This is a genomic window from Streptomyces sp. NPDC037126 (assembly GCF_055605965.1).
The window spans coordinates 529,971-547,981 of sequence record NZ_JBVJTD010000003.1; the positions used below are offsets into that span (position 1 = coordinate 529,971).

At 72.5% G+C, this 18,011-nt stretch carries 20 protein-coding genes and 1 tRNA gene; 5 read left to right on the top strand and 16 right to left on the bottom strand.

What is annotated here, in order from left to right; all coding sequences use genetic code 11:
* Window position 1 precedes the first annotated feature (1 nt).
* The 3 genes from ACZ7FF_RS11035 to ACZ7FF_RS11045 form a co-directional block, all read right to left on the bottom strand.
* On the bottom strand, window positions 2–823 hold the full coding sequence (locus ACZ7FF_RS11035) for a YceI family protein (protein WP_470811304.1): 822 nt from the start codon (window positions 821–823) through the stop codon (window positions 2–4).
* 104 nt (window positions 824–927) lie between these two features.
* Window positions 928–3,399 (bottom strand): MFS transporter, encoded by a 2,472-nt coding sequence (locus ACZ7FF_RS11040; RefSeq protein WP_470811466.1) that lies wholly within the window; start codon window positions 3,397–3,399, stop codon window positions 928–930.
* Window positions 3,400–3,487: 88 nt separating this feature from the next.
* Window positions 3,488–3,982, bottom strand: a complete 495-nt coding sequence (locus tag ACZ7FF_RS11045) for a MarR family winged helix-turn-helix transcriptional regulator (protein WP_470811306.1) — start codon at window positions 3,980–3,982, stop codon at window positions 3,488–3,490.
* A 207-nt stretch (window positions 3,983–4,189) separates the two neighbouring features.
* Between ACZ7FF_RS11045 and ACZ7FF_RS11050 the strand changes: the two genes are divergently transcribed.
* A complete protein-coding gene (locus ACZ7FF_RS11050; protein ID WP_470811308.1) occupies window positions 4,190–4,393 on the top strand; it encodes a hypothetical protein in 204 nt (67 codons plus the stop codon).
* Between the two features lie 3 nt (window positions 4,394–4,396).
* Here the strand turns inward: ACZ7FF_RS11050 and ACZ7FF_RS11055 are convergent, their stop codons facing one another.
* From ACZ7FF_RS11055 to ACZ7FF_RS11095, 9 genes are all read right to left on the bottom strand, one after another.
* Complete coding sequence (locus ACZ7FF_RS11055; RefSeq protein ID WP_470811310.1) at window positions 4,397–5,170, bottom strand: hypothetical protein; 774 nt, start codon at window positions 5,168–5,170, stop codon at window positions 4,397–4,399.
* 38 nt (window positions 5,171–5,208) lie between these two features.
* Window positions 5,209–6,123 carry an RNA polymerase sigma factor SigF gene (locus tag ACZ7FF_RS11060; RefSeq protein WP_470811312.1) on the bottom strand — a complete coding sequence of 305 codons (915 nt, stop codon included), beginning with the start codon at window positions 6,121–6,123 and terminating at the stop codon, window positions 5,209–5,211.
* A 347-nt stretch (window positions 6,124–6,470) separates the two neighbouring features.
* A complete protein-coding gene (locus tag ACZ7FF_RS11065) occupies window positions 6,471–7,307 on the bottom strand; it encodes an RNA polymerase sigma factor SigF (RefSeq protein WP_470811314.1) in 837 nt (278 codons plus the stop codon).
* 171 nt (window positions 7,308–7,478) lie between these two features.
* Window positions 7,479–7,772, bottom strand: a complete 294-nt coding sequence (locus tag ACZ7FF_RS11070; RefSeq protein WP_470811315.1) for a Dabb family protein — start codon at window positions 7,770–7,772, stop codon at window positions 7,479–7,481.
* 9 nt (window positions 7,773–7,781) lie between these two features.
* Complete coding sequence (locus tag ACZ7FF_RS11075) at window positions 7,782–7,961, bottom strand: hypothetical protein (RefSeq protein WP_470811317.1); 180 nt, start codon at window positions 7,959–7,961, stop codon at window positions 7,782–7,784.
* A gap of 163 nt (window positions 7,962–8,124) precedes the next feature.
* Window positions 8,125–8,209 (bottom strand) — tRNA-Ser (locus tag ACZ7FF_RS11080).
* A 45-nt stretch (window positions 8,210–8,254) separates the two neighbouring features.
* On the bottom strand, window positions 8,255–8,686 hold the full coding sequence (gene tadA / locus ACZ7FF_RS11085; protein ID WP_470811318.1) for a tRNA adenosine(34) deaminase TadA: 432 nt from the start codon (window positions 8,684–8,686) through the stop codon (window positions 8,255–8,257).
* Between the two features lie 56 nt (window positions 8,687–8,742).
* A complete protein-coding gene (locus tag ACZ7FF_RS11090; protein WP_470811468.1) occupies window positions 8,743–9,282 on the bottom strand; it encodes a tRNA adenosine deaminase-associated protein in 540 nt (179 codons plus the stop codon).
* A gap of 321 nt (window positions 9,283–9,603) precedes the next feature.
* The gene (locus ACZ7FF_RS11095; RefSeq protein ID WP_470811470.1) at window positions 9,604–9,798 is read right to left on the bottom strand and encodes a hypothetical protein; all 195 of its coding nucleotides are present in this window, start codon (window positions 9,796–9,798) and stop codon (window positions 9,604–9,606) included.
* Between the two features lie 105 nt (window positions 9,799–9,903).
* Here ACZ7FF_RS11095 and upp point away from each other — a divergent pair, with 105 nt between their 5' ends.
* Entirely contained in the window at window positions 9,904–10,539 is a 636-nt protein-coding gene (gene upp, locus ACZ7FF_RS11100; RefSeq protein WP_452977553.1) for a uracil phosphoribosyltransferase, read from the top strand.
* A 47-nt stretch (window positions 10,540–10,586) separates the two neighbouring features.
* On the opposite strand, the gene ACZ7FF_RS11105 is transcribed toward upp, so the two are convergent.
* Window positions 10,587–11,198: a LytR C-terminal domain-containing protein gene (locus tag ACZ7FF_RS11105; RefSeq protein ID WP_470811471.1), complete on the bottom strand. Its 612-nt coding sequence runs from the start codon at window positions 11,196–11,198 to the stop codon at window positions 10,587–10,589.
* Window positions 11,199–11,319: 121 nt separating this feature from the next.
* A complete protein-coding gene (locus tag ACZ7FF_RS11110; protein ID WP_004943146.1) occupies window positions 11,320–11,616 on the bottom strand; it encodes a type II toxin-antitoxin system VapB family antitoxin in 297 nt (98 codons plus the stop codon).
* A gap of 115 nt (window positions 11,617–11,731) precedes the next feature.
* Between ACZ7FF_RS11110 and ACZ7FF_RS11115 the strand changes: the two genes are divergently transcribed.
* Complete coding sequence (locus ACZ7FF_RS11115; protein WP_470811321.1) at window positions 11,732–13,306, top strand: helicase HerA-like domain-containing protein; 1,575 nt, start codon at window positions 11,732–11,734, stop codon at window positions 13,304–13,306.
* A 606-nt stretch (window positions 13,307–13,912) separates the two neighbouring features.
* Here ACZ7FF_RS11115 and ACZ7FF_RS11120 read toward each other — a convergent pair.
* On the bottom strand, window positions 13,913–14,587 hold the full coding sequence (locus ACZ7FF_RS11120) for an HdeD family acid-resistance protein (RefSeq protein WP_470811323.1): 675 nt from the start codon (window positions 14,585–14,587) through the stop codon (window positions 13,913–13,915).
* 54 nt (window positions 14,588–14,641) lie between these two features.
* Complete coding sequence (locus ACZ7FF_RS11125; RefSeq protein WP_470811325.1) at window positions 14,642–15,235, bottom strand: HhH-GPD-type base excision DNA repair protein; 594 nt, start codon at window positions 15,233–15,235, stop codon at window positions 14,642–14,644.
* A gap of 97 nt (window positions 15,236–15,332) precedes the next feature.
* Here ACZ7FF_RS11125 and ACZ7FF_RS11130 point away from each other — a divergent pair, with 97 nt between their 5' ends.
* Together ACZ7FF_RS11130 and ACZ7FF_RS11135 are read left to right on the top strand one after the other, a co-directional pair.
* Window positions 15,333–17,420: a penicillin acylase family protein gene (locus tag ACZ7FF_RS11130; RefSeq protein WP_470811327.1), complete on the top strand. Its 2,088-nt coding sequence runs from the start codon at window positions 15,333–15,335 to the stop codon at window positions 17,418–17,420.
* Window positions 17,410–18,009: a GNAT family N-acetyltransferase gene (locus ACZ7FF_RS11135; protein WP_470811329.1), complete on the top strand. Its 600-nt coding sequence runs from the start codon at window positions 17,410–17,412 to the stop codon at window positions 18,007–18,009. Before ACZ7FF_RS11130 ends, ACZ7FF_RS11135 begins: the two co-directional genes overlap by 11 nt.
* The last annotated feature ends 2 nt before the right edge of the window (window positions 18,010–18,011 follow it).

Sequence of the window (18,011 nt, forward strand, 5' to 3'; positions counted from 1 at the left end):
GCTAGGCGGCCGGCAGCGAGTCGCCCTGGACCGCCTGGATGTCCAGTTCCACCTTCAGGGTGGTGCCGATGGCGGCGATGCCCGCCTGGAGGACCTGGTTGTAGTTCATCGCGAAGTCCTCGCGGTGCAGTTCCGCGGTGGCGCGGAAGGCGGCGCGGGTGCCGCCCCAGGGGTCCGCGCCGGTGCCGAGGTAGGCCAGGTCCAGGTCGACCGGGCGGACCACGCCGTGCATGGACAGCTCGCCCCGCACGGTCCAGCGGTCCGGGCCCGCCTGCGTCAGACAGGTCGAGCGGTAGGTGATCTCCGGGTGGCTCTCGACGTCGAGGAAGTCGCCGGAGCGCAGGTGCGTGTCGCGCATGCCGTTGCCGGTGTCGATGGAGGCCGCCCGGATCACCGCCTCCACCCGGGACTTGGTGACGTCGTCGGGCGCGATCTCGATCGTGCCGCCGAACTCCGTGAACCGGCCGTGCACGCTGGAGATGCCCAGGTGCTGGGCGACCGCGGCGACGGAGGAGTGGGCCGGGTCGATCGTCCAGGGGCCGGGCGGCGGCAGTTCGGTGCCGCCCTGGCGGGCCAGCGTCACGGTGCCCACCTCGGCCCGCCCGCTCGCGGTGACGATCGCGCTGGACGCGGCGGGCGCGTACCCGATGGCCGTCACGATCACGGTGTACGCCCCCGGCGCCAGCTCGGTGGCGTCCCGTACGGCGCCCTCGGCGTCCGCCTCGGCCCGCAGCACCTGCGTCCCGGTCATGTCGGTCACCGTGACGACCGCGTGCGACACGGCCCACCCGTCCCGCGTCCGGATCTTCGCGGACAGTCCCATCCCGTTTTCTCCCTGAAAAGCCTTGCAAAGCGGTCGTGTGCGACCGGCCCGTGGCGGGGGTGCGCCGCCGCTCGAGGCGCACCCCTCCACGGGCCGGGGTCCAACTACTCGCCGGAGTGGGCGAGTTCGATGTCGTGGCCGTCCGCTCCGGGGCCGGAGACGGTCAGCGCGGTCGCCACCGGCGGGTAGCCGGTCGCGATGACGGTGTAGTCACCACTGTCCAGATCGGTGAAGGCGTATGCACCGTCCGAGCCGGTGGTGGCGGTGCCGACCACGTTGCCGGCCTGGTCGACCAGGGTCACCCGGGCGTCGGCCAGCGGACCGTGCGGGGCCCGGACGAGACCCTGGAGCCGGGCGCCGGCGTCCAGGTCGACCTCGACCCGGGTGATCCCGGTGGCGCCGACCTCGACCGGCAGCGCCCGCGGCCGGAATCCGCCCGCGTTGACCGCGACGGTCACCGGGCCCGGCACCAGCTCGGTGAAGGCGAACTGGCCCTGCTCACCGGTGGCGGCGGTGGCCAGCAGGTCACCGCGCACATCGGTGACGATCACCATCGCGTCCTTGACCGGCAGCGCGCTCCCGGCGGCCCGGACCACACCGGTCAGCCCGCTGGTGCCGCTGAGCAGGATGTCGTACGACAGCGGTTCCCCGCCCACCACGATGGTGGAGGCCTGCGGCTGGTAGCCGTCGGCGGAGGCGATCAGGACGTAGCTGCCGGTGCCCGGGGCGTCGAGGCCGTAGGAGCCGTCGGCCTGGGCGACCGAGCGGCCCAGCTGGCGGCCGGACAGCGAGATCAGGGTGACCGCGGCCTGGGGGACCGGGGCGCTCTCGGCGCCGCGGACGTAGCCGTGCACCGGGGTGCCGCCGGAGGCACCGGGCTCCGCCACCGTGGCGAGGGCGGTCAGCTGACGGGTGGCCGTGGCCGTGGCCGTGCCGTCCGCCTGGGCGGCCGGCGCGGCCCAGCTGGACACGTTCTCCTGGACGGGTTCCTGCACGGTGTTCTCCATGACGTTCTCCACGCGGGCGACGGCCTCCGCGACCGCCCCGGCCTTCTCCTGCGCGGCCTGGGCCAGCGCGCCGGACGTCCGCAGCGGGACCTCCTTGATGAACAGCACCGTGACGAGCGCGATCAGCGCGAACGGGGCCGCGTAGAGGAAGACGTCCGCGATGCCGTGGCCGTAGGCGCCCTCCAGCCAGTTGCGCACCGGGGTCGGCAGCGCGTTCATGTCGGGCAGGTTGCTGCTGCCGGCGGCCTTGGCCGCGGCCTCCTGCGCCCTCGGGCTCAGTTCGGTGATGGTGTCCTTGGCGTGGTGGGTGATCCGCTCCGCCATGACCGAACCGAGCACGCCGACGCCGACCGCACCGCCGAGGGAGCGGAAGAAGCTGACCACGGAGGAGGCGGCGCCCAGCTCGCTCGGGGCGACCTGGTTCTGCGTGGACAGCACCAGGTTCTGCATCATCGTGCCGACGCCGATGCCCAGCAGCGCCATGTAGATCGACAGCTCCCAGTACGGGGTGTCGTAGCGCATCAGGCCGAGCAGGGCGAGGCCCGCGGTGAGGGAGACACCGCCGCCGACCAGCCAGCCCTTCCAGCGTCCCGTGCTGGTGATGAAGCGGCCGGAGACCATGGACGCGACGAACAGGCCGCCGATCATCGGGATGGTCATGACGCCGGACATCGTCGGGGACTTGTCACGGGCGAGCTGGAAGTACTGCGAGAAGAAGACGGTGCCCGCGTACATGCCGATTCCGACGAACAGCGAGGCCAGCGAGGCCAGCGTGATCGTGCGGTTGCGGAAGAAGCGCAGCGGGATGATCGGCTCGGCGGCCTTGGTCTCGGTGAACACGAACAGCAGCGCCAGCACGATCGTGCCGCCCACCATCGTGTACGTCTGCCAGGACAGCCAGTCGTACTTGTCGTTGGCGAAGGTGACCCAGACCAGCAGCAGCGAGGCGGCCGCGGTGATGAAGAAGGCGCCGGTCCAGTCGACCTTGACCTTCCGCTTGGCGACGGGCAGGTGCAGCGTCTTCTGCAGCACGACCAGCGCGATCAGCGCGAAGGGGATGCCGACGAAGAGGCAGTAGCGCCAGCCGAGCCAGGAGGTGTCGGTGATGACGCCGCCGAGCAGCGGGCCGCCGACGGTGGCGAGGGCGAAGGTGGCACCGGTGTAGCCGGAGTACCGCCCGCGCTCGCGGGGGGAGATCATCGCGGCCATGATGACCTGCACCAGGGCGGACAGACCGCCGGCGCCGAGGCCCTGGATGACACGCGCGCTGATCAGCATCGCCGGGTTCTGCGCGAGACCCGCGACGACCGAGCCGGCGACGTAGATCACCAGGGATATCTGGACGAGGGCCTTCTTGCTGACCAGGTCGGCGAGCTTGCCCCACAGCGGCACGGAGGCGGTCATGGCGAGCAGTGCCGCGGTGACGACCCAGGTGTAGGCGGACTGGCCGCCGCCGATGCTCTTGATGATCGTCGGCAGGGCGTTGGTGACGATCGTCGAGGAGAGGATGGCGGCGAACAGGCCCAGCAGCAGGCCGGACAGCGCCTCCATGATCTGCCGGTGCGTCATCGGGGCGTGGCCCGCCGAGGAGCCTCCCCCGTGCTTGGCGTGAGCCCGCACACCGGCTGGTGTGGTCGTTGCCATGGGCTTCCTTTGCTTACGTGCTTGCGGGTGTACGGGTGGTCTCTTCGACTACGGGAGCGGGCAGCCGGACCGGGGCGGACCGGCAGTCGCCGAAGGACGAGCGGAGCCGGGTCATCAGCCGGATCAGCTGGCCGACCTCCTCGTCGGTCCAGTCGCTCAGCCGCTCGGCGAGCAGATGCGTGGTCCGCAGCGACAGCTCGTCGAGCTGCGCGAGGCCCTCGGGCGTCAGGCGCAGGATGCGCGAGCGCTTGTCCGCGGGGTCCGGGTGCCGCTCGATCCAGCCGCGTGCGGCGACGTGCGCGACATGCCGGCTGGTCACCGACAGGTCCACCGCGAGCAGCTCCGCGAGCTTGCTCATGCGCATGTCGCCGTGGCGGCCGAGCAGGGTCAGCACGGCGGCCGAGCCGGCCGGGCAGTCGGGCGGCAGGATCCGCCCGAGGTCCCGTTTCACGGCACCGACGGCACTGAGCTGACGCGACAGCTCTTCGTACTGCGCCCGCTCGGCCATCACACCTCCCGTATTCGTTGCTTGGGGCAACCATAAGGGAGATTGGTTGCTGCAGGCAAATAAGTCAGGGGTGATCGGCGTAAAAACTCGGCAAAGACAAGTATTGCTCTCGCACATATGCAGGTCGGTGCGGGGCGAGGTGCCCCCGTCTGTCCCGGTGGCCCCCCACTTGGGCGGCCCGCCCCGTCTTCGCTAAGGTCTCGGGCCATGGCTAACACCCAGGGCCCCCAGGGCAATTACGACCCCGCCGGCAGCACCCAGATGTTCCGCGCGTTCGTCGACGAGGCTCCCCAGGGACGGCAGCAGCAGACGGCCGCCGCCTCCCCCTCCGGCCCCCGCGTCGGCGTGATCATCGGTGTCATCGTGGCCCTGGCCGTGGTGGCCGGCGTCGCCTGGCTGGCGCTCAAGTAGGGATCACTTCCACCGGACGGACACGTCCCGCGTCTCGATGTGCATGCCGAGCGGCACGCGCCAGGCGTCGACGCACACCGTCCAGGTGAGGTCCTTCCGCGCGCCCGGCGCGAGCGGCACGGGCAGGTCCACGGTCGACCCGATCGTCGCCCAGTCGATGCCGAGCGCGCCGATGACGTGCGTCCCGAACGTCACCGTGCCCGAACGCACCGCCGTGCCGCCCGAGTTGTGGAAGGCCACGGTCACCTTCTGGCACCAGCGCTGATCCGTCGCCTGCGTCGCCGGACCGCCCCAGGAGAGGTCGGCGGGCGCGGGCGCCCTTGTCCGGCTCGGTGCCGGGGCGGGCGAGGACGGATCCGGCGTCGTACGGCCGTCGCCGCCGGCCGGCCGCGGTGAGCCGGGGGGCGTGCCCGCGCCGGAGGGGCGTTCCGGCGTGCCCCGGTCCGGAACCCCGGCCCCCGTCCGCGCCGGGCCGCCGGACACCGAAGCGGCGTTACCCGAAGGGGAGTTGCCGGCGTCCTCCGTGCCCGCGCCCGTGCCGCCGTGTCCGCCCTTCGCCCCGTCCAGCGGCACCAGCGTCACCGACCCCGTCGGGGTGGCCGCGGCCGGGCTCACCCGGCCCGGGCCGCCCACCGCCACATAGCCGCCCCCGCCACCGGAACCGGCACACGCCCCCAGCGCCGCGCCCAGACACACGACGGCCGCCGATGCCCCCGCCAGGGCGCCTCGGCGGCCATGTGTCCATGTCGTCGTACGAAGCATTCCGGTACGAAGCATCCGGCCATGGTGGCTGACACCCCGTCAGATGGGAAGCCTCAGTCGGAGATCAGGCCCTCCCGCAGCTGGGCCAGGGTCCGGGTGAGCAGCCGGGAGACGTGCATCTGGGAGATGCCGACCTCCTCGCCGATCTGCGACTGGGTCATGTTCGCGAAGAAGCGCAGCATGATGATCCGCCGTTCCCGGGGCGGGAGTTTGGCCAGCAGCGGCTTGAGGGACTCGCGGTACTCCACGCCCTCCAGGGCCGAGTCCTCGTAGCCGAGCCGGTCCGCCAGGGAGCCCTCGCCGCCGTCGTCCTCGGGGGCGGGGGAGTCCAGGGAGGAGGCGGTGTACGCGTTGCCGACCGCGAGGCCGTCGACCACGTCCTCCTCGGAGACGCCGAGCACGGCGGCCAGCTCCGTCACCGTCGGGGAGCGGTCCAGCTTCTGGGACAGCTCGTCGCTCGCCTTGGTGAGGGCGAGGCGCAGCTCCTGCAGCCGGCGCGGGACGCGCACCGACCACGAGGTGTCCCGGAAGAAGCGCTTGATCTCGCCGACCACCGTCGGCATCGCGAACGTCGGGAACTCCACGCCCCGTTCGCAGTCGAAGCGGTCGATCGCCTTGATCAGGCCGATGGTGCCGACCTGGACGATGTCCTCCATCGGCTCGTTGCGCGAGCGGAAGCGCGCGGCCGCGTAGCGGACCAGCGGCAGGTTCAGCTCGATCAGGGTGTCCCGGACGTAGGCGCGCTCGGGGCTGTTCTCGTCGAGTGCGGCGAGCCGCAGGAACAGGGAGCGGGACAGGGTGCGGGTGTCGATGGCCTCACCCGCGGAGGGAGCGGCCGGAGCCGGGACGGCTTCGAGGGCCGTGACGCCCTCGATGCCGTCGAGGACGTCGAGAGCGTCGAGTTCCTTGGGCGCTGCCTCGCTCTTCGTGGGCGTCAGCACCTTCGAGCTGCCCTGTTCTGCGGACATGCCACCCCCTTTGGGTCGCGGGACGGTCGGGGCGGCGCCGTCATTCGAGCAACGCAGCCTTCACCTGAATACCGGCGCCGGGGCCCCGGCAAACGCGCTTCCCGCAGAATGTCACATGTCGGCAACACGCTGTAGTGACATGTCGACATGCAAGATGCGAATCGGCCCTGGGAAGAAGGGGTCTGACGCTTTTTCGGGAGGCAACTGTCGGCAACAGCCCTGGTGAGCGATTCGCTCGTGCCGGTGAGCGCTCGATCGGGTTTGCGATGCAACCCCATGGGGGCCGTGTGCTTCCGTGCGCCCGCTATGCATCGGCCCGGCGCACGCTATGCACCCGCCGGTATCTGTTACGCGTCGATCCGATTCGCGGACCGCAGCCGCTGGAAGCTACGCGCGAGTAGCCGCGAGACGTGCATCTGGGAGACGCCGAGTTCCGCGCTGATCTGTGACTGGGTGAGATTGCTGTAGTAGCGCAGCAGAAGGATTCTCTGTTCCCGCTCGGGAAGTTGGACGAGGAGATGGCGGACCAGGTCGCGGTGCTCCACGCCGTCCAGGGCCGGGTCCTCGTAGCCGATGCGGTCCAGCAGCCCGGGCAGCCCGTCGCCCTCCTGCGCGGCCTCCAGGGAGGTGGCGTGGTACGAGCGTCCCGCCTCGATGCAGCTGAGCACCTCCTCCTCGCTGATCCTGAGCCGTTCGGCGATCTCGGCGGTGGAGGGCGAGCGCCCGTGGAGCGTGGTGAGGTCCTCGGTCGCGCTGTTGACCTGCACCCACAGCTCGTGCAGCCGGCGCGGTACGTGCACCGTGCGCACGTTGTCCCGGAAGTACCGTTTGATCTCGCCGACCACGGTCGGCATCGCGAAGGTGGGGAACTGCACCCCCCGGTCCGGGTCGAAGCGGTCGATGGCGTTGATGAGGCCGATGGTGCCGACCTGGACGACGTCCTCCATGGGCTCGTTGCGGGAGCGGAAGCGGGCGGCCGCGTAGCGCACGAGCGGGAGGTTCGCCTCGATCAGCGCTCCCCGCACCCGGTTGTGCTCCGGCGTGCCGGGGGTGAGGTCCTTCAGCTCGGTGAAGAGCACCTGGGTCAGGGCTCGGGTGTCGGCGCCACGACGCTTCTCGGCGGTCGGAGGCGCGGGGGCGGGCGCCTCCTCCTGGGGCGGCGCAGTACTGGCCGACACGGTCAACGCCACCTCTTCGGTCAATCATCCGTCAAAAGCGGTCATAGCATCACAAGACATGTGCACTGTGTGCAAGCACCGCATAACGCCGTGTTGTGTTCAAATATCGACAAGTTGGGGCCCAGGGCGCAGTGAAGCCCCCCGCCGGAACGGCGGGGGGCTTTCGGGGCGCGGGGGCTAGAACTCGTAGTCGGCGATCACCCACGTGGCGAACTCACGCCACAGGGCGACGCCCGCCTGGTGGGCCGGGTGCTCCAGGTAGCGCTTCAGGGCGTCGGTGTCCTCGACCGCCGAGTTGATCGCGAAGTCGTGGGCGATCGGCCGGTCGCTGATGTTCCAGCCGCACTCCCAGAAGCGCAGCTCCTCGATCTGGCCGCCGAGCGCCCGGAAGGCCTCCACGCCGGCCACGACCCGCGGATCGTCGCGCTCGACGCCCTCGTTGAGCCTGAAGAGGACCAGGTGGCGGATCATGGGGCTACCTCAGTTCTTTCCGCCGTTGGCGAGCCACGTCATGAAGTCGCCTATGGCCTTGGCCGCGTCCGAAATGCCCTCGAAGCCTATCTGGACGTAGTCGGCCGCCTTGGCCGGGTCCGTGATGATCACGTAGAGCGCGAAGACCACGAGCGCGTACACGGCGATCTTCTTGGCGTTCACCGCCACCGCGGCCTCCCCTGTGTCCTGTCCGACGGGCCCCCTGCTGCCGGCGGCGAGTGTAACCTTCGCGCCTCGGCGGGTCGCCAACGGCCCGCCGGAGCAGGTCATTTGGGACGATATACGCGACATGCAGGAAGGGCCCCGCCGTGAGACGGGGCCCTTCCGAGAGCGGTAGCGGAGGGATTTGAACCCTCGGTGACTTGCGCCACACTCGCTTTCGAGGCGAGCTCCTTCGGCCGCTCGGACACGCTACCGAGGGAGACCCTACAGCAAGGTGGGGCAAGGTTTGAAATCGGTATTCACCGGTCCCGGAAAAACTCCGTGAGCAGCGCCCCGCACTCCGCGGCGAGCACGCCCTCGACGACCTCCGGGCGGTGGTTGAGCCTGCGGTCGCGCACCACGTCCCACAGCGAGCCGGTCGCGCCCGCCTTCTCGTCCCGGGCGCCGTAGACCAACCGGTCCACCCGGGACTGCTGGAGCGCGCCCGCGCACATGGTGCACGGCTCCAGGGTGACCACCAGGGTGCAGCCGGGCAGGCGCCACTCCCCGAGCTTCGCGGCGGCCCGCCGGAGCGCGAGTATCTCCGCGTGGGCCGTGGGATCGGCGGTGGCCTCGCGCTCGTTGTGCCCGGTCGCGAGCACCGTCGTACCGTCCGGGGACAGTACGACGGCGCCGACGGGGACGTCGCCGCCCCGCACGGCCAGCCGGGCCTCGTCCAGGGCGAGCCGCATCGCGGGCCGCCAGCGGTCGCGTACCGGGTCCGGGCCGGCCGGCGTGTCCCCGGCGGTCAGCGGACGGTCTCCAGCACCTCCGAGGCACCCAGGGCCTCGGCGATCGAGCTCAGCGCGTCGTCGGCGTCCAGGGCGCGCAGTTCCTTCTCGCTGATGCCCAGGTCGTCGAGGATCTCGCTGTCGCCCACCGGGCTGTGCGGCACCGCGTCGGCGGCGGCTCCCGTCTCCTCGGCCTCGTCGTCGGCCTCGGACTCACCGTCCTCGGTGCCGTCGAGGTCCAGGGAGTCCAGGTCGGGGCCGTCGTCGGCGCCCGGCTCCCGGCCCAGCAGCTCGTCGGTGAGCAGCAGCTCACCGTAGGCGCTGCGGGCCGCGGCGGCCGCGTCCGAGACGTAGATGCGAGGGTCGTCCTCGCCGTCCACGCGGACGACGCCGAACCAGGCGTCCTCCTGCTCGATCAGGACGAGCACCGTGTCCTCTTCGGGAGAGGCTTCCCGGGCCAGGTCGGCCAGATCCGACAGGGTCTCCACATCGTCGAGCTCTGTGTCGCTCGCTTCCCACCCGTCTTCGGTGCGCGCGAGCAGTGCGGCGAAGTACACCGTGACTCTCCCACTGGTCATAGGCGTGCCGGTTGGGGGTCCCCCCGGCGGAGGTTCTTGGGTGGAGAGAGCTGGGCTCCGAGCCCCACCCACTCGGAATCGTGGCAGAAACAAGGCGTTCAGGGGACGTCTTCGGCTCCCTGTGTCTGGCTGTTTCGATCGTGATTGGTCCATCGGCCCAACCGACCACTCGTTGCCGCCACCTGCGGATCGTACGCGGCTTTTCCCAGCGCCAACGCACGCCCACCTCGGAAACGTCGGCATGCGCGTCGATCTTCCTCACCCGGTTTTTGCCTTCCGGGCCTTGCTCACGTTTCCTTCCTACCAGCGGAAGGTCCGCATGCGCATCGCATGACGCAGCCGGGCCGCCTTGGCGCGTCGCGGCTGGACCCGGGCACGCAGGGCGCGGGCCTCGGCGAGTTCGCGCAGGAACCGGGCGCGCCGCCGGCGGCGCTCGGCGTCCGTCTCGGGCCCGGCCGTCTCGTGGTCGGCCGCGTCGTCGGGCACATCAGGCAGGTCAGGCACGTCGCACACCACCCCAGTCCGTCCCTCCCACCTTCCCCCGGACGGGCGGTTTGACGCCAGCAGCAGGGGGTCCGGGGCGCAGGTACCGTTATGGGCATGCGTCTCCACGTCGTCGACCACCCCCTGGTCGCCCACAAGCTCACCACGCTGCGCGACCAGCGCACCGACTCCGCGACCTTCCGCCGGCTCGCCGACGAGCTGGTCACCCTGCTCGCCTACGAGGCCACGCGGGACGTGCGCACCGAAGCCGTCGACATCAACACGCCGGTCGCGCGGACCACCGGCGTCAAGCTCGCCCGGCCGCGTCCGCTGGTCGTGCCGATCCTGCGCGCCGGCCTCGGCATGCTGGACGGCATGGTGCGGCTGCTGCCGACCGCCGAGGTGGGCTTCCTGGGCATGATCCGCAACGAGGAGACGCTGCAGGCCTCCACGTACGCCTCACGCATGCCGGAGGACCTCTCGGGCCGCCAGGTGTACGTCCTCGACCCGATGCTGGCCACGGGCGGCACGCTGGTCGCGGCCATCCAGGAGCTGATCAAGCGCGGCGCCGACGACGTGACCGCCGTGGTGCTGCTGGCCGCGCCCGAGGGCGTCGAGCTGATGGAGCGCGAACTGGCCGGCACCCCGGTCACGGTCGTGACGGCCGCGGTGGACGACCACCTCAACGAGCACGGCTACATCGTCCCCGGTCTCGGGGACGCGGGCGACCGGCTGTACGGCGCGGCGGAGTAGGCCGCACCCTTCGGGGGCTCAGCGGAGCAGGCCGCACCCCCGGGGGCTCAGCAGCCCTTCTTCGCCGTGGGCGACGCCGTCGGTGCGGGGGCGTTCAGCCTGGCCAGCGCCTGTTCGGCGTCCGCCGGCCGCGCCAGGCCCCTGAAGCCGTCGCCGAGGATGAGGTCGAGGTCGGCGCCCTTGCGGGCGTCGGCGCGGCTCTCGGCGTCGGCGAGCTGGGCGCCCAGCACCGGCAGCGAGGTGTTCAGCGCGGCGGCGGGGCCCACCAGTACCCCGGTGCCCTTCACCTTCTTGTCGTACTGCTTGGCCGCGTTGCCCACGGCACCGATCTTGAAGCCGCGCTTCTTCAGCTGGTCCGCCGTGTCCTTGGCGAGGCCGGCGCGGGCGGTGGCGTTGTAGACGTTCACGGTGATCTGGCCGGGCCGGGGCAGCGCCTTCGCCTCGGCCGCCGCGGCCGTCCTCGTCCGGCAGTGCGCCGCGGTGCCGGCCTGCGCCGAGCTGCCGCCGCCGGTGAAGACGTCGATGAGCTGCAGAACGCCCCAGCCGAGCAGGCCGAGCGCGCACGCGGACGCGACCACTACGGCGACCAGCCGGCCGCGCCGCCGGGGCGGGCGCATCCGCGGGTACTTGTCCCCCGTGATGCGGTACTGGCCACCCATGCCGGGGGGAGTCAGCATGCTCATGGGCGCAGCGTAGTGCGCCGGGGCGGCGATGCCTATTAGATGATCAGTCGAGGCCGCTCAGCGGAACCCGAAAGGGTCAAAGGCCGTGTCGGCCGGGTCAGTCGAGTTCGAGCACGCGCGCGTGCAGCACCTGGCGCTGCTGGAGGGCGGCGCGGACGGCGCGGTGGAGGCCGTCCTCCAGATAGAGGTCCCCCTGCCACTTCACGACGTGCGCGAAGAGGTCGCCGTAGAACGTCGAGTCCTCCGCGAGCAGGGTCTCCAGATCGAGCTGCTGCTTGGTGGTCACGAGCTGATCGAGGCGGACCGGGCGCGGCGCGACGTCCGCCCACTGCCGGGTGCTTTCCCGGCCGTGGTCGGGGTACGGCCGGCCGTTTCCGATGCGCTTGAAGATCACACGGAAAGCCTACCGGTCAAGACGTTCCGGGCGCAGCCATGGCGGGCGAGTGCGACCCTTGAAAAGATGCCGCAAAACAGTCATACGGGCTACTACCGGGAAGCGGGGCCCCGAGATGAGTGACAGCGACACCGCGCCGCTCGCCACCCCCGAGGGGGTTCCCGGGCTCCCCGCCGAGGCGCGCGAGATCGCCTCCGGGTACGCCTTCACGGGCCCCGCACTCGACCTCGGCGCGCTCCTGTGGGACGGGCGGTGCCACCCCGACGCCCCCGTCCGCATCCCGCTGCCGATGCTCAACCGGCACGGTCTGGTCGCGGGCGCCACCGGCACCGGCAAGACCAAGACCCTCCAGCTGATCGCCGAGCAACTGTCCGCGCAGGGCGTGCCGGTGTTCCTCGCGGACATCAAGGGGGACCTGTCCGGGATCGCGCGGCCGGGGCAGGACGGCGACCGGGTGCGCGGGCGGGCCTCGGAGACGGGGCAGCGGTGGACGCCGGCCGGCTTCCCGGCGGAGTACCTCGCGCTCGGCGGCCTCGGCCACGGCATCCCCGTGCGGGCCACCGTCACGAGCTTCGGGCCGGTGCTGCTGGCCAAGGTGCTCCAGCTCAACCGGACCCAGGAGCAGTCCCTCGGTCTGATCTTCCACTACGCCGACACCAAGGGCCTGGAGCTGATCGACCTCAAGGACCTGAGGGCGGTCGTCGCCTTCCTGACCTCCGACGAGGGCAAGCCGGAGCTGAGGAACATCGGCGGGCTGTCCACCGCCACGGCCGGGGTGATCCTGCGCTCGCTCACCGCCTTCGAGGCCCAGGGGATGGCGGACTTCTTCGGGGAGCCGGAGTTCGACACGGCGGACCTCCTGCGTACGGCCGGGGACGGCCGGGGCGTCGTCTCGGTCCTCGAACTCCCCGCGGTGCAGGACAGACCGCAACTGTTCTCCACGTTCCTGATGTGGCTGCTGGCCGACCTCTTCCACGACCTGCCCGAGATCGGCGACGTGGACAGGCCCCGGCTGGTGTTCTTCTTCGACGAGGCGCACCTGCTGTTCAACGGCGCCTCCAGGGCGTTCCTGGACTCGATCACCCAGACCGTGCGGCTGATCCGCTCCAAGGGGGTCGGGGTCTTCTTCGTGACCCAGACGCCGAGGGACGTGCCCGCCGACGTGCTCGGCCAGCTCGGCAACCGCGTCCAGCACGCCCTGCGCGCCTTCACCCCCGAGGACCAGAAGGCCCTGAAGGCCACCGTGCAGACCTTCCCGAGGTCGGCGTACGACCTGGAGGAGCTGCTGACCGGCCTCGGCACCGGCGAGGCCGTGGTCACCGTGCTCAGCGAGAACGGCGCCCCGACCCCGGTCGCCGCCACCCGGCTGCGCGCCCCGGAGTCCCTGATGGGCCCGGTGGACGCGGCCGGTCTGGACGACGCGGTGCGGGCGTCGCCGCTGTCCGGCCGTTATGCACAGGCTGTGGACCGGGAGTCGGCGTACGAGAAGCTCACCGCCCGGCCGGTGCAGCCCGCTGCCGCGCCGCGGTCCGGGGCGCCGCGGTCCGGGGCGCCGTCCAAGGAGGAGCCGTCGCTGGTCGAACAGGTCGTCGCCAGCGGGATGTTCAAGTCCCTGGCCCGTTCCGTCGGCACCCAGATCGGCCGTGAGATCACCCGCTCCCTCTTCGGCACGGCCCGGCGGAGGCGGTAGCCCGCCTCCGCCGGTGTCTCGGCGACCCTGCTCCTTCGCGGGCCGCCGGGGTTCGGGTCGTTGCGGCTCCGGGGCGCGGCGTGTGCCGCGCCCGGCCTCCACGCGCAGCAGGGTGCGCAGGGCTGCGCAGGGGTCCGTGGGCATGACTGTGCTGCTCCTTGTGTGTCGAACCGGCCGTGTGCGGGGCGCGGGTCCCTCGGCAGCGCAGGACGACGGTGCGGAGCAGGAGCGGGGCGTGCGGCGCCCGCGGTGCGGCGGGGCACGGGGGCGCCGCCGGCCGGGTGGGCGCCGGGCCGGGGAGGGGGGCCGGGCGCTCGGGCGCGTCGGCCCGGTGGACGGCGGCGGGCGGCCGCAGCGCCGTGTTGAGGACGTCGTGCTCGGCGGCGGCGCCCGCGGTCAGGGCGGGGGCCGCCTGGGCCCACGCATGGGCGGCGGGCACCCACAGGGCGAGGAGCAGCGTCAGCACCCGCAGCCAGGTGCGGCCACGGCGGCCGGTCGCGCTCCTGTTCACGCCGGGTGTCTGCCCGGCGCCGGCCGGAGGGTGCAGCACCCCGCACACCGGATGCGCCCGCACGGCGTATCCGTGCGCCGCGCGGTTGACGCCGTTCACACGTTCCGCGGCAGCCTCTGGGACCGGCCGCGGATGCGGAACGCGGTGACGATCTCGGTGACCCCCACCAGGAGCAGCCAGATGCCGCCGACCAGGGTCAGCACGGCGACCGAACGGAACGGGGAGTCGATGAGCACGATCCCGGCGACGAAGGTGAGGATCCCGAGGCTGATCTGCCAGCCCCGGGCGGGCATCCCGGAGTCGGACACGGCGGCCACGACCTGGGTGATCCCGCGGATCAGCCAGCCGATGCCGATCCACAGGGCGAGCAGCAGGATCGACTGCATGGGCCCGCGGAAGCAGAACAGGCCGAGCACGATCGACAGGGCGCCGCTGATGAACGCCAGCACCCGCAGCGAGGTCGCCCGGTGTGTGCCGAAGGCGGCGACCAACTGGAAGACGCCGCTGATCACGAGGTAGACGCCGAAGAAGACACCGACCACGACCAGGGTCTCGCGGGGCCACACGAGGACCAGGACGCCGAGGACCAGCGAGACGATCCCGGTGCAGAGGACGACCTGCCAGGCGGCCCGGGACAGGGCGTGCAGGGGGCCCTCGAAGGGCGGTTCCGGTTCATGGTGCTCGTGCCGGGCGCCGGGCGGGTGCCCCGCGTGGACGCGCTGGTCGTCGTACTCACGGCCGCCGGGGCCGCTGCTCGGTACCTCGGTCATGCTCCATGCTCGGACCGGCGCCGCGCTCTCCGCCACCCGGGTGGGCCGGCGGGCTTACCTCCCCCCGGCCTTGGCGGCCTTCGCCGCCGCCTTCATCTCCTGCTTGTGGGCGCGCACCTTGGCCAGCGACTCCGGTCCGGTGATGTCGGCGACGGACCGGAAGGACGCGGCCTCGCCGTAGGCCCCGGCGGCCTCGCGCCACCCCGAAGGCGCGACCCCGAGCTGCTTGCCCAGCAGCGCGAGGAAGATCTGCGCCTTCTGCCGGCCGAAGCCCGGCAGGTCCTCCAGCCGCTTCAGCAGTTCCGCCCCGCTGCCGACGCCCCGCCAGACCGCCTCGGCGTCCCCGTCGTAGTGCTCGACCAGGTACTGGCACAACTGCTGGATCCGCTTGGCCATCGAGCCCGGGTAGCGGTGCACGGCCGGCTTCTCGGAGAGCAGCGCCGCGAAGGCCTCCGGGTCCGCCGCGGCGATGTCGTGCGCGTCCAGGTCCCGGGCGCCGAGCCGGTCGGCGATGGTCCGGGGCCCCTTGAACGCCCACTCCATGGGGACCTGCTGGTCGAGCAGCATCCCGGTCAGCGCGGCGAGCGGGGAGCGCCCGAGCAGCGCGTCCGCGTCGGGGTCCTGGGCGAGGTGCAGGGTGACGTCCATGCGTCGATGATCCCGCGCGCCGTCCGGCGCCGCGCGCCGGTACCGTACGATGCCAGTAACTTAGGCAAGGCTAACCTAAAGTGAAGGGAGGTCCGGGGTGACCGCCGAGACCTACCGCGACGCCTGGGGCATCCCCCATCTGCGCGCGGCCGGAGTCCGTGAACTCGCCCGCGCCCAGGGCCGCGTCACCGCGCTCGACCGGGCCTGGCAGCTGGAGGTGGAACGCCACCGCTCCCAGGGCACCTCGGCCTCCTTCCTCGGCGCCACCGCGCTCTCCTGGGACGTCCTCGTCCGCCGCGCCCGCCTCGACGACACCGCGCGCCGCTGCTTCACCGCGCTGGAGCACCGGGACCCCGAGACGGCGGACTGGGTCCGGGCGTACACCGACGGCGTCAACGAGGGTCTGGGCCACGGCGCCCGCCGCGCCCCGGAGTTCGCCCGCACCGGCCTCGCCCCCGGCCGCTGGCGGCCCTGGACACCGCTGGGCGTCTGGCTCGCCACCCACCTCCTGTTCGCGGGCCTTCCCGCCAAGCTCTGGCGCGAGCGGGCGACCCGGCACCTGGGCCCGGACGCCGTGCGCCTCTTCGCGACCGACGGCCCCGGCACGGCAGGCAGCAACGGCTGGCTCGTCTCCGGCGAGCGCACCGCCACCGGCCACGCCCTGATCGCCGGCGACCCGCACCGCTTCATCGAGGACCCCGGCGTCTACCAGCAGATCCGCCTGTCCTGCCCCGAGTTCGACGTCGTCGGCCTCGCCGTGCCCGGCGTCCCCGGCATCGCCCACTTCGGCCACACCGGCACGGTCGCCTGGGCCATCACCAACGCCATGGCCGACTACCAGGACCTCTACCGCGAACGGCTCCGCCGCACCGGCGCCGGCGTCGAGGCCCTCGGCCCGGACGGCCGCTGGCACCGCGTCCACCGCCACACGCAGACCGTGCACGTCGCGGGCGAACCCCCGCTCGACGTCGAGGTCGTCGAGACACCCAGGGGACCCGTGATCGCGGGCGGCCCGGAGGGCCCGCCCGACGGCGAGGGCGAGGGGCTCGCCCTGCGCCACCCGCCCCGCGTCACCGAGGACCTCGGGTTCGGCGCCCTGCTCCCGCTCCTGCGGGCCACCCGGGTCGCCGACGTCGACCGGGCCCTGGACGCCTGGACCGAGCCGGTGAACGTCGTCCAGGCCGCCGACACCGCGGGCGGCACCCTGCACCGCGTCGCCGGCCGCGTACCGGTGCGCGCGCAGGCCAACCGCCTCCACCCGGTCCCCGCCTGGCGCCCCGGACACGAGTGGCAGGGCTGGCACGAGACGCCGTACGCGACCCTCACGGACGGCGTCGCCGTGATGGCCAACCAGCGCGGGCCCGCGGCCCCCCTCGGTGTCGAGTTCGCCCCGCCGCACCGCGCCGACCGCATCTACGCCCTCCTCGACGCCCGCCGCACCTGGACGGCCGAGGACATGCCGGCCGTCCACACCGACACCCACCTCGCCTCCGCCGCCCCCCTCCTCGACCACCTCGCGGCGCTGCGCGGCCTCACCCCCGAAGCGGCCCGGCTGCGCGACCGCCTGCTCGCCTGGAACCGCCGCATGGACGCCGACAGCGCCGACGCGGCGGCCTACGCGGCGCTGCGCGGCACGGTCGTGCGCCACCTCGCCGCCCACCCCGTGTTCGCCCCGCTGACCGAACCCCCGGCCTGCCCGGAGGTGCTGCGCCCGTGGCTGGCGCTCGTCCCCCGCATCGGGTACGCCCTGGAGCACCTGCTGCGCGCCGAGGAGCTGTACGGCATCGACCGCCCCGCCCTGGTCCGCGCGGCCCTTGAGGAGTCCGCCGCCGCGGCTCCCGCCGGGGCCTGGTCGGCGACCCACCGGCTGGCCGCCTGGCGGGCCCTGCCGGGGGAGCCGTACGACCCGCCCGGCCTGGCCGGCGACCACGACTGCGTGCTGTGCACCTCGGCCGTCCCCGGCCTCACCGACCTCGCCGCGCGCGGCCCGGCCGCCCGCTACGTCTGGGACCTCGCCGACCGGGACAACAGCCGCTGGGTGGTGCCCTTCGGCGCCGACGGCGTTCCCGGCAGCGCCCACCACCACGACCAACTCCCCTTGTGGCTCAGGGGGGAACTGGCCCCGATCCGCACCGACTGGACCCTGCTCACCCGCGACCGCACCGAGGAAACCGATGACCACTGACCCGGCCGACCCCTACGAGCAGCACGTCGACGGCTTCGGCACCGTCCGCGTCCGCCCCCTCGACCCCGCCGCCGACGCGGACGTGGTGCACTCCTGGGCGAGCGGGGAACGCGCCGTCTTCTGGGGCATGAACGGCCTCACCAGGGACCAGGTCGCCGGGATCTACGCCCACCTGGCGGACCTCGACACCCACCACGCCCACCTGGTCACCAAGGACGGCGCACCGACGGCCCTGTTCCAGACGTACGAACCGGCCGCCGACCGGGTGGGCGAGTGCTACGACGTGCGCCCCGGCGACCTCGGTGTCCACGTCCTGCTCGCCCCCGCCGGCGCGGCAGGCCCGCGGCCCGGCTGGACGTCCGCGCTGCTGGGGGTGATGACGGCGTACGCGCTCAGGGGCCTGGACCGGCAGCGGCTCGTGGCCGACCCGGACGTGCGCAACACCAGGGCCGTCGACCGCTTCGTGCGCCAGGGCTTCGTGCCCGGACCGGTGGTCGTCCTCCCCGAGGTGGACGTCCCCGGCGTGTACCTGCCGGAGAAGCGCGCCCAACTCGCCTTCCTGGAACGGCGGGTAGCCTTCCCCGGGTGACG

What these genes read in the sequence shown, in the direction of transcription:
- ACZ7FF_RS11135 (WP_470811329.1), top strand. Translation starts at nt 17,410, where the DNA reads ATGACCACTGACCCGGCCGACCCCTACGAGCAGCACGTCGACGGCTTC.
- ACZ7FF_RS11060 (WP_470811312.1), bottom strand. Translation starts at nt 6,123, where the DNA reads ATGTCCGCAGAACAGGGCAGCTCGAAGGTGCTGACGCCCACGAAGAGC.
- ACZ7FF_RS11045 (WP_470811306.1), bottom strand. Translation starts at nt 3,982, where the DNA reads ATGGCCGAGCGGGCGCAGTACGAAGAGCTGTCGCGTCAGCTCAGTGCC.
- ACZ7FF_RS11050 (WP_470811308.1), top strand. Translation starts at nt 4,190, where the DNA reads ATGGCTAACACCCAGGGCCCCCAGGGCAATTACGACCCCGCCGGCAGC.
- ACZ7FF_RS11120 (WP_470811323.1), bottom strand. Translation starts at nt 14,587, where the DNA reads ATGACCGAGGTACCGAGCAGCGGCCCCGGCGGCCGTGAGTACGACGAC.
- ACZ7FF_RS11105 (WP_470811471.1), bottom strand. Translation starts at nt 11,198, where the DNA reads ATGGGTGGCCAGTACCGCATCACGGGGGACAAGTACCCGCGGATGCGC.
- ACZ7FF_RS11115 (WP_470811321.1), top strand. Translation starts at nt 11,732, where the DNA reads ATGAGTGACAGCGACACCGCGCCGCTCGCCACCCCCGAGGGGGTTCCC.
- ACZ7FF_RS11040 (WP_470811466.1), bottom strand. Translation starts at nt 3,399, where the DNA reads ATGACGCACCGGCAGATCATGGAGGCGCTGTCCGGCCTGCTGCTGGGC.
- ACZ7FF_RS11055 (WP_470811310.1), bottom strand. Translation starts at nt 5,170, where the DNA reads ATGCTTCGTACCGGAATGCTTCGTACGACGACATGGACACATGGCCGC.
- ACZ7FF_RS11070 (WP_470811315.1), bottom strand. Translation starts at nt 7,772, where the DNA reads ATGATCCGCCACCTGGTCCTCTTCAGGCTCAACGAGGGCGTCGAGCGC.
- tadA (WP_470811318.1), bottom strand. Translation starts at nt 8,686, where the DNA reads ATGCGGCTCGCCCTGGACGAGGCCCGGCTGGCCGTGCGGGGCGGCGAC.
- ACZ7FF_RS11035 (WP_470811304.1), bottom strand. Translation starts at nt 823, where the DNA reads ATGGGACTGTCCGCGAAGATCCGGACGCGGGACGGGTGGGCCGTGTCG.
- ACZ7FF_RS11125 (WP_470811325.1), bottom strand. Translation starts at nt 15,235, where the DNA reads ATGGACGTCACCCTGCACCTCGCCCAGGACCCCGACGCGGACGCGCTG.
- upp (WP_452977553.1), top strand. Translation starts at nt 9,904, where the DNA reads ATGCGTCTCCACGTCGTCGACCACCCCCTGGTCGCCCACAAGCTCACC.